The organism is Novacetimonas sp. GS1 (genome assembly GCF_036686925.1).
GTDB classification, from domain to species: domain Bacteria; phylum Pseudomonadota; class Alphaproteobacteria; order Acetobacterales; family Acetobacteraceae; genus Novacetimonas; species Novacetimonas hansenii.
Genome location: NZ_VSZP01000001.1, coordinates 58,153 through 71,275, shown reverse-complemented (window position 1 = coordinate 71,275; position 13,123 = coordinate 58,153). Strand labels below are relative to the sequence as shown.

Below are 13,123 nucleotides of genomic sequence, written 5' to 3'. Positions count from 1 at the left end.
TTTTTTCAAAAAGACGACGCCTTTGAAACGGGGTGTGGGAAAGTGTTGCCCGAAATCCTGAATGTTTATTCCCGTAATTGCCGGTCAGTTCATTACCGGTCAGTCAGGCGGAATTCGATACGGCGGTTACGTGCGAAGGCTTCGGCTGTCGTGCCATTGTCCAGCGGTTGGAAATCGGCAAAGCCCGTGGCGGCAAGGTGACGCGGGCTGATCCCGTCGGCGATCAGCATCTTCACCACCGTTATCGCGCGTGCGGAGGACAGTTCCCAGTTGCTGGGGAAGGCTGTGTGGATCGGCAGGCGGTCGGCATGCCCATCCACGCGCAGTATCCACGGCACCGATGGTGGGATCTGCTGTGCCACCTGTTTCAGCGTCCGGCCCAGCACCTTGATTTCCTGTATGCCTTCTGGCGACAGGTCGGCACTGCCAACAGGGAACAGGACCTCGCTTTGGAATACGAACCGGTCGCCCACGACCTGTATCCCCTTGGTATCTTTCAGCACATCACGCAGGCGGCCAAAGAATTCGGAGCGATAGCGTTGCAACTGCTCCACCTTCTGCGCCAATGCGATATTAAGCTGCATGCCAAGGTTGTCGAGTTTGCGGTCGCGGTCATGCACCTCGTTCTGGCTGATCTCCAGCGCCGTGCTGACCGCGGCAAGCTGTGCGCTGAGCTGTGCAAGCTGGTTGTTAAGCTCGTCGGCCTGATGGCGTGCATCGTCGCGTTCAGCCGCCTGCTGGCTGACCTGCGCCGTAAGCGAGGTTGTCGTGGCCTCGTCGGCAGCATGTTCCTTCTGCAAGGTGGCTACCGACTGTTCGAGGGAGTGGTTATGACTTTGCTCCAAAGAGAGCATCTGGCTGAGATGCGCGACCTCGCGCTGAAGCTGGTCAAGGACCTGCTGGCGCTTGTTCAGCGCAACCGACAGGAATGCCTGCCCCAGCACGAAGACAAGCAGTACGAAGATGATGACCATCAGGAGTGTGGACAGCGCGTCCACATATCCCGGCCATGCATTCAGTTCAGAGGAGCGGGACTGGCGGCGGGATCGGCGGGCCATGACGGGAACTTTCTGTAGATCAGGAGGCCGGGCGTCCCGCACCCGGTGCGGCTGCGGCGATGGTGCGGGCCAGAAGGCGAAGGTCGCCACGGATTTCGCTGGAAATCTGCGTGCGTCCGGCTTCGGATTCCTGCACCAGGCGTGCCAGCAGGGCCTCGATATTCTGCAGGTGCTCGCTCCCGCGTGGGGCGGCCATCTGCGCCAGATGATCGTTCAGGGACGACAGCAGGTGCTGTTCATGCGCGCGCTGCTCCTCATTGCGTGACAGCAGGACCTGAAGTTTTTCAAGGTTTTCCGCCGTATGTTCCAAAAGCGCCTCGACATAGGCGGGGATCGTCGCTTCTTCACCGGTGGTGGAGATGTTGCCGCCCGACATCCGCGTGATGCTGGCCATCCATTCTTCAAGCTCGTTGAAGAAGCGGTTTTGCGCCTGTCCTGCCGTCAGGTCGAGGAACCCCAGCACCAGCGCGCCAGCCAGCCCGAACATGGAACCGGAAAACGCGGTGCCCATGCCATGCAGCGGCGCGGCCAGCCCGGCCTTGAGCTGATCGAACATGGCCGTCATGTCGCCCGATCCCACGGTCATGCTGCCGATAACATCCGCGACCGATCCCACCGTCAGCAGCAGCCCATAGAACGTGCCCAGCAGGCCAAGGAAGATCAGCAGCCCCGTAAGGTAGCGCGACAGTTCGCGCCCTTCGTCCAGTCGCGATGACAGGCTGTCGAGCAGCGATTGCGCCACGGGGGCCGACAGTGTCAGGCGCGTGCCACGTTCGCGCGTCGCCAGCATGGAGGCCATGGGGGCAAGCAGGCGCGGTGGCGGCGGTGTGGTCAGTCCTTCACGCGGGTGGCGGATGGTGTCGATCCAGCGCACCTCAGGGATCAGGCGCAGGACCATGGAGACATTCCACGCGATTCCCAGCGCCAGGATGCCCAGAATGAGGCCATCAAGGTAAGGATTATTGAAAAACGCCTGGTACAGCGTACTTCCCAGCATGGAGGCGACAATGCCCACAGCCAGAAGAAACAGGACGATTCGAAGGATATAGGTTGTCGGTCGCGTCACGCAGGGCTGCTCTTTTAGGAGGGAGAAGGACTCGACGCCACCACACCAGAGCGGGTCACGTCAATACAGTCCGGTGTTATTCCGATCTGATTTTCTGGTGGCTGCCCGATGGCACGTACGTAAATGCGTGTCGATGCGACCCCGGCATGGATCAGGACGGACCGTGCGGCAAGCCCGCGTGACAGCGCGATCCGGCGCGGGGTGGAGGCATCGTCGCCATTACCTTCGCCATATGCGGCAATCATCACATGCTGTTCCGGCAGGCGTTGCATTACGCCCGCCAATGTCTGCAATGCCGCAATCATGCGCGGGTTCATGTCCGCGCTCTGGTCCCCGAAATACAGGCGTGTGCCACCAGGGATGCGCGCGGCATGGCCCTTGGCCGCGGGGTCGGGCTTTACTTCCGGTGGGGGCGGGGCGGGATGCAGGGGCACATGCACTTCTGGTGGGCGCAGGACGGGATTGGCCGGTGGCGTCGTCGCCACCTGCGGTATGGCAGCCGCAGGGGGGGCGGCAGGAGTGGCGGCAGCCGGATTCGCGCCATCGGGTGGGGCGCTGGCATGTCGGCCCATTTCGTTGCTGCCGACGACGGGGCGCGTGGCCGGTCTTGCAACGGCCGGGGTGGGCGGTGGCGCGCCAAGCGTGTTGAGCGCATCGGGATGGGTAATGACCTGCGCATGTGCCGCGCGGATGCCCGCCGGTGCGGCAAGCCCCGTCACCAGCGCCAGCGCGATGCGCGCATGGATGGCCAACATGGCGCGGGGGTGTGGGGACGGATGCGATATGAAAGGCGCCCTGCGGGGCGTGGGGGTCGGTTCATCTGACATGGTGCCGACACGCTAGACGAGGGGCAGGGCGCACTCAACATCCACGTGCGCCGGCACGTGGATGGACCATGGTGCGGGACGCGCACCATGGTGGCGATGGTTACGACAATACGTGCGCCATCGGGGGCCGGAAGGGATCAGGAACGCGTGACGAGGCTGTTGGCGACAAGTTCGCGCAGGATGCCATGCATGTGCGCATTCCCCGCGACCGCATCCACCGAATCGGGGAAGTCATTGAGGTCCACGCCATTGGGGTCTGTGGCATAACCCCCGGCCTCACGCACCAGCAGCACACCGGCGGCGCAGTCCCATGGGCGAATGCCCAGTTCCCAATATCCCTCGTACCGGCCTGCCGCGACCCATGCAAGGTCGAGTGCCGCCGCGCCAAAACGCCGCACACCCGCGACCTGTGGCATCAGCGCGCCAAGCGTGCGGGCGAAGGACAGCCGGTTTTTGGCCGATACCTTTGCAAAGGGGATGCCTGTTGCGAACAGGGATTCATCCATGTTGCGCCGCGCCGACACGCGCAGGCGACGTTCGTTGAGGAACGCGCCAATGCCCTTTTCAGCCCAGAACATTTCGTTCCCGGCGGGATTATATACAAGGGCTGCGACCATTTCGATCGTACCGTCCGGCAGGCGGCGCTGCAGGCCGATGGAAATGGCCCAGTGCGGGATGCCATGCAGGAAGTTGGTCGTGCCGTCCAGCGGATCGACAATCCAGCGCCACGTCCATCCGTCGCCGCCAGATGCGCCGCTTTCCTCCATCAGGAAGGCATAGCCCGGACGCGCGCGGCCCAGTTCCTCGCGCAGGGTGGCTTCGGCGCGCAGGTCCGCCTGCGACACGAAATCGCCCGGTCCCTTGATGCTGACCTGAAGCTGTTCGACCTCATTGAAGTCACGCAGAAGCCGGCGCGCAGCTTTCTGCGCGGCGTTCTGCATGACCGTCATATGAGGGGAAAGTCGCATTGCCACGGTGATCGGTCCTGTCTGGTTCGGCGGTGAAGCGGGAATGATGGGGTGGGGACGGGAACGCGCCAGGCCGCCGACACCCGGGTGGGTGTCGCGGCGGCGCGGGGATCAGGACTTCGCCCGTTCGACGTAGGTGCTGTCCTCGGTGCGGACCACGATCTTTTCGCCCGCTTCGATGAAGGGGGGGACCATCGTCTTCACGCCGTTGGACAGGCGCGCGGGCTTGTACGACGAACTTGCCGTCTGGCCCTTGACGACGGGATCGGCCTCCACGACCTCAAGCGTCACCTGGCTGGGCAGGACAACGCCCACCGGATCGCCTTCGACAAGGTTGAGGATCAGCGTCATGTTGTCCTGCAGGAACGGCGCCTGATCGCCAAGCAGGTCAAGCGGCAGCAGCAACTGTTCGAACGTTTCCGGGTCCATCAGGACGATGTTGTCGCCGTCCATATAGGAATAGGTATATTCCTTTTCCTCGGTCATCAGGCGTTCGACGGTATCCGCCGTGCGCCAGCGTTCGTTCGTCTTGTTGCCGGTCTTGAGGTCGCGCATCTCAACCTGGATGAAGGCGCCGCCCTTGCCCGGAGTGATGATCTGCTGCTTCAGGACCGTCCAGCGACGGCCGTCATGCTCGATGACCTGTCCGGCACGGATCAGGTTCGCCTGCTGTTTCATTGGGGTCTCTGTCTGAACTTGTGGGAATGTCTTGCAAGGATGGGCTTCTACCTTCCCCGGCGCGGAAGGGCAAGGTTTGCGCGCTAACCTTCTTCCACGCGATGTGGCCTGCCCTGTGGATCGCGCACCTGCATGCCCATCCCCTCAACCGTGTCGAGATAGCCCGGGCCGATCGGCACCTTGCCATGCCCGCCGGGGATGTCGAGCACATAGGTCGGCCATGCCAGCCCCGTCACACGCCCGCGCAGGGCCGCCAGCAGGCGCTGTCCCTCGGCAATGGGCACGCGAAAGCGTGACGTGCCGGGCGCGGGGTCGAGCTGGTGCAGGTAATATGGCTTGACCCGTGCGGCGACGAGGGCGCGCAGCAGGTCCTCAAGCGCCTGTGGCGTGTCATTGACCCCGCGCAACAGGACGGATTGCGCGATGACGGGGATGGCCTGCGCCTGCATGCGGCGGATGGCCTTGCGTGCCTGGGGGGTCAGTTCGCGGGCATGGTTGGCATGTATGACCATCCACAGGCTGCATGTGGTGTCGAGGGCGGCCATCATGTCCGCCGTCACGCGTTCGGGGTCGGCCACGGGCACGCGGGTATGGATGCGGATGGTGTGGACGTGGGGCATCGCCTCCAGCGCGCGGATGATGTGGCCCATGCGTCGGGGCGACAGCATCATCGGGTCGCCCCCGCTCAGGATCACTTCGCCAATGGCCGGATGCGCGCGCAGCCAGTCCAGCGCACGTTCCAGCGCCGCATCGTCCAGCACGCCGCCATCAGGGCCGACATGTTCGCGCCGGAAGCAGAACCGGCAATAAAGCGGGCATATCAGCAGTGGTTTGAGCAGTGCGCGGTCGGCATAACGATGCACAATCCCCGGCACGGGTGACAGTGCGTCATCGCCGATCGGGTCGGAACGTTCCTCTGTCGTGGTATGCAGTTCCGCCGGGTCGGGAATGACCTGCAGCCCGATCGGGTCATCGGGATGTTCGATCAGTGCGGCAAAGGCGGGGGGGATCGCGGTGGCATAGTCACGCGCCACAGCCTCCAGCGCGGGTTGCGCGGCCTGCGACACCAGCCCTGCTTCCACCAGGTCGCGGACGGTGCGTAACGTGCGCGCAGGGGCGGGGCGTGTGGTGTCTGGCATGGAGGTGCCTCATAACGGATGGATCAGGGTTGGGAAAGTTTCCGGGGGGCGACTTTTTCAGGAATGCACCGCTTTTCGAAAGCGTCTTGGGAGAAAACTTCACCAAAAACGGCTTTGCGAGAGGCAGGGGCCATAAAGGGGTTGACCAGTGGGGAGACTGCCGCGCTGTACTGCGCGCCGCTTGTTCCTGCAACCGGAGTTTTGTGCCCCCATGTCCAGAAAGGGTATCGGATCTGGCGATCCTGACCGTATTGCCGAACGCCTTGCCCTGTTGCGGCGGCGTGGGTTGGTGGTGCGCGGTGTGCGTGCGTTTTTTGAGGGACGCGGGTATCTGGAGGTCGAAACCCCCTATGCCGTGCCGACGCCGGGGGAGGAAGTGCATCTTAAGGTATTTCGCACCGAGCAGCATCGCCCCGATGGGACGGTGCGTCCGCTGTTTTTGCACACCAGTCCCGAATTCGCGATGAAGCGTATCGTGGCCGCAACCCACCTGCCGGTGTTCCAGATGGCCCGGGTCTGGCGCAATGCGGAAGGCAGCCGCCTGCATGCGCATGAGTTCACGATGCTGGAATGGTATCGCCCCCATGCCAGCCTGTCGGACCTGATGGATGAGACCGAGGCCCTGTTGCGCGCCATTTTGCCGCCGGTCCTGCCGGGTGCGGCATCACGGGTTGCAATGACCCCCCCGTTCGAACGCCTGACGATGGCCGATGCCTTTGCACGGTATGCCGGGCTTGATCTGTTGGCGACGGGCGACGACGCGACTGCGCTTGCGCAGGCCGCGCGATGTGACCTGCGTGCGGGGGAAAGCTGGGAAGACCTGTTTTTCCGCCTGCTGATGGAACGTATCGAGCCGCATATCGGGCGCACATGTCCGACCTTCCTGACCCACTGGCCCGCCAGTCAGGCGGCCCTGGCGCGGCGTGATCCCGCGGACCCGCGCGTGGCGCTGCGTTTCGAACTGTATGCCGATGGGATCGAACTGGCCAATGCGTTCGAGGAGCTGACCGACCCGGTGGAGCAGGAGGCACGTTTTATGGCCGATCGCGCCCGGCGGGCCGACCTGTATGGCGATGACCCGCAGGCGACATGGCCAATGGACCATGCGTTCCTTGCGGCAGTGGGGAACATGCCATCCTGTGTGGGGATTGCGCTGGGGCTGGACCGTCTGGTGATGCTCGCGGCGGGGACGCGGCGGATTGAGGACGTGCTCTGGCTGTCGGGGGAGTGAAGGTAAAAGATTGTGGGAACTGGCCGAAATCTATGAAATTTTCGGTGAAGCCTTTTCCCGCAGGGATCAAGGTTCAGGTCATGGTGCTGACGCCAAGGGCAGCCTTTGCGGGCATCATGGGCATTTTTGATAACGAATTGAAAATAAGTGATTTTTCAAGAGGCTGTTTGAAAAGTCAGGCTCGATAACATCCTGAAATCATAAAGGTTTTTGGTGAAGCTTTTTCCAAAAAGCTTCAGAAGACGCCGCCTTTTTCGATCAAAAGGCGGCACCCAAATACTTTTCCTGTTTTTTATCCAATGAGTTGTTTTCAACCACTCTCCAAGCGCCAGTATCCTGAGGCAAGGCTTTTTGAAATTTCACTGAAAGTTATATTATTTCAGTGGGTTATTTACCCTGTCTGTACAAATGCGCTGTGGGCGTCGTGGCATGTCCCGTCACGACGCGCTTCAGTCGATCGCGTCGCTTGCCCTGTCCATTGCGGCGTTCATCGCCCGCACCCCTGCGTCGGGTCCATCGGGGTGGGACCAGACCGCACTGATGACCGCCAGGAAATCAGCGCCGGCATGTACCAGAGGCCCGCAATTTTCGGGGGTGATGCCCCCGATGGCGACAACAGGCAGTTCCATCATCGTACTCCACCATGCCAGCAGGTCGGTGCCTGCGCGCACGCTGGTTTCCTTGGAGGGGGAGGGAAAGAACGCGCCGAACGCGATGTAATCCGCCCCGCCTTCGCCTGCATGCATGGCCATGTCACGACTGTCATAGCACGAGACCCCAAGTTGCAGGTCATCGCCCAGCATGCGGCGTGCATCTTCCACCGACATGTCATCTATGCCGACATGCGCACCATCACAGCCGGTATCGCGGGCAAGGTCGGGCCGGTCATTGAGGATGAAGGCCACATCGCGTTCATGCGCCGTCGGGCGCAGCACGTCGATCGCGCGGCGGATCGTGTCGTCTGGCACGTCCTTCAGCCGTAGCTGCACCGCAGCCACAGGCCCGGCGTCCAGCGCGCGTGCGAGCAGGGGGGCGAATTGCGTGGGGTCGAGCGACTCGGGCGTCACAAGATAGAGCTGGCAATCGGTCATGGTGGCCCGATCATATGGCGCACATGCGCCGTGGGGAACAGTCCCCCTGTTTCTGGGCGCGCCTTGGCCGGGATATGAAAATCACATTCAGGCAAAGAATCGAAAGCTGCCATCGGTCCGGGGAAAAGATCAGGAGCCAGATTTTATCGTTTGATAGGAGCGTATTATAAAAATCCTGGCGATTTATGGCTTGTGGGGAAACCGGCTGTGCGGGGTGTGGCGCAGGTAGTTCCGTATGCCCCCCGCCGGGTCATCCCCCGTGATGACATGCGCGTCCGGCCGTCCACGCAGGCACCATCCCCCCGTCACCTGTGCCAGTATGCCGAGTGCCATATGCTGGGTGCAGGCATGGTCGATGATGACCCCCGCCAGTCCCGCACGCAGCCCTTCGGCTGCGCGCCCCGCCGACATGCCACAGTCCAGGAATGCAGGGACGGGCATGTGCGCCGTCAGCGCCCGCCACCATCCCACCCCCATGAAACACCCCGCATCGGGAGGGGACAGTAGCGCGCATGCCGGGAGGGGGGCGTGCATGTCGCTTTCGTTCAGGATGGCGCGCAGCAACGTGGCCTCGTCATGCGTGGACATGACGATGAAATGACGCGGATACGCAAAATTGTCATGATTAGCGATCATGCTTGACGTTCAGACGTCACCGGGCGATCTGTTGCAAGGGACCAGGGCAGGAAATTATGAAGGATGAACGTGTCCAATACTGACACAACGCAGGCGGGGCGGGAAGCATCCGTATCCGCGCATGACGGGGCGCGCGATCCCGCCGACCGGCTGGAACAGGCGCTGACGCGTATCGCCTTTGCCATTGAATGTCGCGAAGAAGGAACCTGGCCGCCGGCTGGTTCCGTGCCGTCCCCCACGACGCAGCCCACCGATCCGGGGATCGACCTGCAGGCGTTGGCCGCGAATATTGACGCCCTGATCGCACGGGTGCGCGACGCGCTGTCCGATGGGGGGGCGGCAACCGTGATTGCGGACATAAAGGGCAAATGACGATGGGACAGGTCACAGTACGCATCAACGGCTATTCCTACAGCGTCGGGTGTGAAGAGGGGCAGGAACAGCACCTGCAGGCCATGGCGCAGGAAGTGGAGCGTCGAATCGACCGTATCCGTGCGATTGGTGGGCATAGTGGCGAAGGACGGCTGCTTGCGCTGGCGGCGTTGCTGATGGCGGACGAGATCCATGACCTGACGGCGGAAAAGATGTCCGCCGATACCGCCCACCAGCTTGCGCAGGGACGTCAGGCCAGGATCGAGAACGAACGCCGTCGCGATCAGCTTGAACATCTCGTGGAACGTGCGGAAAATATTGCAGCCGCCCTCGAACATGACTAGATAGCAGGTGCGGGGCTGCCGGATGCGTCAGGCAAAAATCAACCCCTGGGCCGATAAGCACTTCCTAAGGGGGCTGGCACTGTCGTGATCGTGGTCACGTTACCTGGCACCCACCTGCACCTGCAGGTCCGGGAGGGCTGATAAGGCCAACGGTCATGGTGGCTCCGTAATTCTCATGACGATACCGCACGATACCGATCCCCCCGCACTTGCGGGGGCCAAGGCCCGGTTGCGCCAGCACTGCCGTGCGATGCGCGAAGGCGCATCCCCCACCATGGCGCAGGAACAGGCATTGCGGGCGGGGATCGCGGCACGGGTCGATACCCTGTCACCCGGCAGTGCTGTCGCGCTGGTCTGGCCCTTGCCCGGTGAACTTGACCTGCGTCCGCTGTTCGGCGTGTTGCATGGGCGGGGGTACCGCGTGCTTTTGCCCTTTACGCCGCCTCGGGGGCAGCCTCTTTCCTTTCATCACTGGCATCCGGGCGTGACGATGTGCAATGGCCGGTTTGCAACACGGCATCCCGATGGCCATGCCTATGTGCCCGACATGGTGTTTGTGCCGCTGCTGGCCTTTGACCGGCGGGGCGGGCGGCTGGGATATGGTGGGGGATATTATGATCGCACGCTGGCGCGCCTGCCCCATGCGGTTGCGATCGGTTATGGACTCGCCGCGCAGGAGGTCGCGCAGATCCCCATGGGCGTGCATGATGTGCCGCTGTCGGGCATTGTCACGGATCGTGAATGGATCAGGTGCATCGCGGGTCATGTGGATGGACCGGCGCGGGATTGAATGGAAGAAGGTCAGATTTTTTGAGGATACTGTTTCTGGGCGATATCGTGGGCCGCGTCGGGCGCGAAGCGGTCATCAGCCGCCTGCCGGGATTGCGTGCCGAACTGTCGCTGGACCTTGTGGTGGTCAACGGGGAAAACGCCAGCCATGGCTTCGGCCTGTCACCCGCCATCGGACAGGACCTGTTCAATGCCGGGGCGGATGTCATCACGTTGGGTAACCATAGTTGGGACCGGCGGGACATGATCGGTCATATCGACGCCGAACCGCGCATCATCCGTCCCGCCAACTATCCCCCCGGCACGCCGGGACAGGGCAGTGTGGTCGTTCCACTGGTCAACGGGCACAAGGCACTCGTCATCAGCGTCATGGGACGTCAGTTCATGGATGCGATGGATGACCCGTTCCGTGCCGTGTCGGACATCCTGTCGCGTCATCGCCTTGGCGTTACGGTGCAGGCCATCATTGTCGATGTCCATGCCGAGGCGACGAGCGAGAAATGGGCCATGGGGCATGTCTGTGACGGTCGCGTGTCGCTGGTGATCGGCACCCATACCCATACGCCCACGGCCGACCATCGTATCTTTCCCAAGGGCACGGCCTTTCAGACCGATGCGGGGATGTGCGGTGATTATGACAGTGTGATCGGCATGGGCAAGGATGCCGCCATCGCACGTTTCGTGCGTAAGATGCCCGGCGAACGCCTGCAACCGGCAGAAGGTGACGCCAGCATCGCGGGCATGATGGTGGAAACCGACGACGCCACCGGTCTGGCGCGGCGGATGGCCCCGGTGCGGTTGGGTGGTCATCTGGCGCAGACCATGCCGGATTTCTGATACGAAACAAAAATATTAGAGAGTGTTTGAAAACAACATACCGATTAAGGAATGGAAAAGTTTGGGGTGTGATTTTTCGCGGGGCTTTGAAAGCCGTTGCCTTTTCGACAAAAGATGCACCCCAAAACTTTATGAGGCTGTTTGAAAAGTCAGACTCGATAACATACGGAAATCATAAAGGTTTTTGGTGAAGCTTTTTCCAAAAAGCTTCGAAAGACGCCGCCTTTTTCGATCAAAAGGCGGCACCCAAAAACTTTTCCTGTTTTTCAAACACTCTCTATGAGTCCAGACGTTTGCGAACCCCATATTTCAGGCAGCCCCCTGACAGGGCGCGCAAGGGGCGGCGTCATTGCTGCCAAGGTGGTGCAGGATAACCGCACGGGGATCCATTAACGAAAGGCCGGTTCGTCAAAGCCACGCAGCTTGCGCGAATGCAGTCGGTCGACGCCCTGTGCGCGCAATTGCCGCATGGTTTCGATCCCCACGATCAGGTGCTGACGCACGCGTTCGCGGTAGAAGGCATTGGCCATGCCACGCAGCTTCACCTCCCCATGCAGGGGTTTGTCCGATACGCACAAAAGCGTGCCATAGGGGACGCGAAAACGGAAACCGTTGGCCGCGATGGTGGCTGATTCCATGTCCACCGCAATGGCCCGTGTCATGTTGATGCGCGTGAACAGTGCTTCGAGCCGGAGTTCCCAGTTGCGGTTGTCCGTGGTCATGACCGTGCCGGTGCGCAGCCGGGTCTTGAGTTCCGCATCATGCAGGCCCGTCACCCGTTCGGCCACGTCCTGCAACGCCATCTGGACTTCCGCTATGGGGGGGGACGGGCACCCATGGGGGCAGATCCTCGTCCAGTACATTGTCATCGCGCAGATAACCATGCGCCAGCACATAATCGCCCAACCGCTGTGTCCGGCGCAGCCCGGCGCAATGGCCCACCATCAGCCAGCAATGCGGGCGTAGTACGGCCAGATGGTCGGTAATCGTTTTCGCATTGGCCGGCCCGACCCCGATATTGACCAGCGTGATGCCATCGCCATCCGGGCGACACAGGTGATAGGCCGGCATCTGCGGCAGGCTGCCTGCGCCACCGGGGGCGTCAGGTGTGCCGCCCTTGTGATGGGTGACGCCGCCGGGTTCGACAAAGGCGTCATATTCCCCCCCTGAATCGACCTGTGCGTGTCCATAATCGCGAAAGGCGTCCACATAACGCTGGTAATTGGTCAGCAGGATGAAACGCTGGAAATGGCGGGGGGCGGTGCCGGTATAATGATGCAGCCGGGCCAGGGAATAATCGGTGCGTTCGGCGGTGAACAGCGCCAGCGGACGCGGTGTGCCCGGACGCGGCACCTGTTCACAGTTGGCGATCGAATCGTCCGTCATCCACAGGTCGGGCAGCGCGAAATGCTGTTGCAGCCAGGCCATGTCCCCTTCGGTCAGGGAGGTCACGGCATCTTCCATGACATAGGACAGGGGGATGGGCCGCCGTGAACGCCCCACCAGCACGGGCTGGTGATAATGGCGCAGCAGGATGTCGATCTGTTCGCGCCAGTATGCGCGGTACAGGTGGGGATGTGTCAGCGTCGTGCCATAAAAACCGCTTTCAAGCACGATATCAAAGGGCGGGCGCGGCATGTCGGCCGACAGCCCCCCTTCCTGCGCAAAGGCGAGATAGGGGTAAACCCCTTGCGCAAGGTGGCTGGTATCGCGCGCGGCAAAAGCATCGCGCAGCAATTGCGCCGCCGCATCATACAGTTCGGTAATCCGTGCAACGGCGGCGTCCGCGTTGTCAAAGCTTTCGAAATCGGTTCCGACTTCGTCAAGCAGGCGCATCGTCGTGGGCGTCATGGCGGCGTTTTTCCCTTCCATCTTATGGAAACTATGAAGAGGACGGAAAAAACAATCAACTAACGCGCAGGCATGCAGGCCGGAGGGGAACATGCCCTATTGGGTATCGCCGTTTTGAAAGGGGGGGGGGCGTGCTGGGGGCCGTTTCACCAAGGGCTTTTATCTTTGGCACGCTGTTCGGAAATGCCCGGTTGGGAAGGAATGGAAAAAACTCTTGGGATGTGTGCTTTTTAAAA

General features: G+C 61.9%; 14 protein-coding genes, 1 other RNA gene and 1 pseudogene. 7 read left to right on the top strand and 9 right to left on the bottom strand.

The features are described 5' to 3' along the window. Positions 1-92 precede the first annotated feature (92 nt). From FYB92_RS00450 to FYB92_RS00425, 6 genes are all read right to left on the bottom strand, one after another. Entirely contained in the window at positions 93-1,058 is a 966-nt protein-coding gene (locus FYB92_RS00450) for a peptidoglycan -binding protein (protein ID WP_003617327.1), read from the bottom strand. 19 nt (positions 1,059-1,077) lie between these two features. Beyond that, the gene (locus FYB92_RS00445; protein ID WP_003617329.1) at positions 1,078-2,124 is read right to left on the bottom strand and encodes a hypothetical protein; all 1,047 of its coding nucleotides are present in this window, start codon (positions 2,122-2,124) and stop codon (positions 1,078-1,080) included. 14 nt (positions 2,125-2,138) lie between these two features. Further along, positions 2,139-2,879: an OmpA family protein gene (locus FYB92_RS00440; RefSeq protein ID WP_141312665.1), complete on the bottom strand. Its 741-nt coding sequence runs from the start codon at positions 2,877-2,879 to the stop codon at positions 2,139-2,141. Positions 2,880-3,088: 209 nt separating this feature from the next. Next, on the bottom strand, positions 3,089-3,919 hold the full coding sequence (locus tag FYB92_RS00435; protein ID WP_003617334.1) for an inositol monophosphatase family protein: 831 nt from the start codon (positions 3,917-3,919) through the stop codon (positions 3,089-3,091). 111 nt (positions 3,920-4,030) lie between these two features. Then, on the bottom strand, positions 4,031-4,597 hold the full coding sequence (efp, locus tag FYB92_RS00430) for an elongation factor P (RefSeq protein ID WP_003617336.1): 567 nt from the start codon (positions 4,595-4,597) through the stop codon (positions 4,031-4,033). Positions 4,598-4,680: 83 nt separating this feature from the next. Beyond that, positions 4,681-5,736 (bottom strand): lysine-2,3-aminomutase-like protein, encoded by a 1,056-nt coding sequence (locus FYB92_RS00425; RefSeq protein WP_075625243.1) that lies wholly within the window; start codon positions 5,734-5,736, stop codon positions 4,681-4,683. A gap of 211 nt (positions 5,737-5,947) precedes the next feature. Here FYB92_RS00425 and epmA point away from each other — a divergent pair, with 211 nt between their 5' ends. Both epmA and FYB92_RS00415 read left to right on the top strand, forming a co-directional pair. Further along, the gene (gene epmA / locus FYB92_RS00420; protein ID WP_003617340.1) at positions 5,948-6,967 is read left to right on the top strand and encodes an EF-P lysine aminoacylase EpmA; all 1,020 of its coding nucleotides are present in this window, start codon (positions 5,948-5,950) and stop codon (positions 6,965-6,967) included. Then, positions 6,964-7,155, top strand: coding sequence for a hypothetical protein (locus tag FYB92_RS00415; protein ID WP_175575197.1), 192 nt, complete (start codon positions 6,964-6,966; stop codon positions 7,153-7,155). Before epmA ends, FYB92_RS00415 begins: the two co-directional genes overlap by 4 nt. Positions 7,156-7,416: 261 nt before the next feature. Here FYB92_RS00415 and thiE read toward each other — a convergent pair whose 3' ends face one another. Then, positions 7,417-8,058 carry a thiamine phosphate synthase gene (thiE, locus tag FYB92_RS00410; RefSeq protein WP_075625244.1) on the bottom strand — a complete coding sequence of 214 codons (642 nt, stop codon included), beginning with the start codon at positions 8,056-8,058 and terminating at the stop codon, positions 7,417-7,419. Positions 8,059-8,241: 183 nt separating this feature from the next. Beyond that, positions 8,242-8,694, bottom strand: coding sequence for a hypothetical protein (locus FYB92_RS00405; RefSeq protein WP_062808509.1), 453 nt, complete (start codon positions 8,692-8,694; stop codon positions 8,242-8,244). 63 nt (positions 8,695-8,757) lie between these two features. Between FYB92_RS00405 and FYB92_RS00400 the strand changes: the two genes are divergently transcribed. The 5 genes from FYB92_RS00400 to FYB92_RS00380 all read left to right on the top strand — a co-directional run bounded on the left by FYB92_RS00400 (position 8,758) and on the right by FYB92_RS00380 (position 11,036). Next, positions 8,758-9,066 (top strand): hypothetical protein, encoded by a 309-nt coding sequence (locus FYB92_RS00400; RefSeq protein ID WP_003617351.1) that lies wholly within the window; start codon positions 8,758-8,760, stop codon positions 9,064-9,066. 2 nt (positions 9,067-9,068) lie between these two features. Continuing rightward, positions 9,069-9,410 carry a cell division protein ZapA gene (locus FYB92_RS00395; protein ID WP_040511332.1) on the top strand — a complete coding sequence of 114 codons (342 nt, stop codon included), beginning with the start codon at positions 9,069-9,071 and terminating at the stop codon, positions 9,408-9,410. A gap of 9 nt (positions 9,411-9,419) precedes the next feature. Beyond that, a non-coding RNA gene (gene ssrS / locus FYB92_RS00390) (6S RNA) lies at positions 9,420-9,579 on the top strand. A gap of 6 nt (positions 9,580-9,585) precedes the next feature. After that, on the top strand, positions 9,586-10,200 hold the full coding sequence (locus FYB92_RS00385) for a 5-formyltetrahydrofolate cyclo-ligase (RefSeq protein ID WP_003617354.1): 615 nt from the start codon (positions 9,586-9,588) through the stop codon (positions 10,198-10,200). Positions 10,201-10,220: 20 nt separating this feature from the next. Next, entirely contained in the window at positions 10,221-11,036 is an 816-nt protein-coding gene (locus FYB92_RS00380; RefSeq protein WP_003617356.1) for a TIGR00282 family metallophosphoesterase, read from the top strand. Between the two features lie 389 nt (positions 11,037-11,425). Here the strand turns inward: FYB92_RS00380 and FYB92_RS00375 are convergent. Beyond that, positions 11,426-12,908: pseudogene (locus tag FYB92_RS00375) on the bottom strand (AMP nucleosidase). Between the last annotated feature and the right edge of the window lie 215 nt (positions 12,909-13,123).

What these genes read in the sequence shown, in the direction of transcription:
- FYB92_RS00450 (WP_003617327.1), bottom strand. Translation starts at nt 1,058, where the DNA reads ATGGCCCGCCGATCCCGCCGCCAGTCCCGCTCCTCTGAACTGAATGCA.
- FYB92_RS00440 (WP_141312665.1), bottom strand. Translation starts at nt 2,879, where the DNA reads ATGTTGGCCATCCATGCGCGCATCGCGCTGGCGCTGGTGACGGGGCTT.
- FYB92_RS00435 (WP_003617334.1), bottom strand. Translation starts at nt 3,919, where the DNA reads ATGCGACTTTCCCCTCATATGACGGTCATGCAGAACGCCGCGCAGAAA.
- efp (WP_003617336.1), bottom strand. Translation starts at nt 4,597, where the DNA reads ATGAAACAGCAGGCGAACCTGATCCGTGCCGGACAGGTCATCGAGCAT.
- FYB92_RS00425 (WP_075625243.1), bottom strand. Translation starts at nt 5,736, where the DNA reads ATGCCAGACACCACACGCCCCGCCCCTGCGCGCACGTTACGCACCGTC.
- epmA (WP_003617340.1), top strand. Translation starts at nt 5,948, where the DNA reads ATGTCCAGAAAGGGTATCGGATCTGGCGATCCTGACCGTATTGCCGAA.
- thiE (WP_075625244.1), bottom strand. Translation starts at nt 8,058, where the DNA reads ATGACCGATTGCCAGCTCTATCTTGTGACGCCCGAGTCGCTCGACCCC.
- FYB92_RS00405 (WP_062808509.1), bottom strand. Translation starts at nt 8,694, where the DNA reads ATGATCGCTAATCATGACAATTTTGCGTATCCGCGTCATTTCATCGTC.
- FYB92_RS00400 (WP_003617351.1), top strand. Translation starts at nt 8,758, where the DNA reads ATGAACGTGTCCAATACTGACACAACGCAGGCGGGGCGGGAAGCATCC.
- FYB92_RS00395 (WP_040511332.1), top strand. Translation starts at nt 9,069, where the DNA reads ATGGGACAGGTCACAGTACGCATCAACGGCTATTCCTACAGCGTCGGG.
- FYB92_RS00385 (WP_003617354.1), top strand. Translation starts at nt 9,586, where the DNA reads ATGACGATACCGCACGATACCGATCCCCCCGCACTTGCGGGGGCCAAG.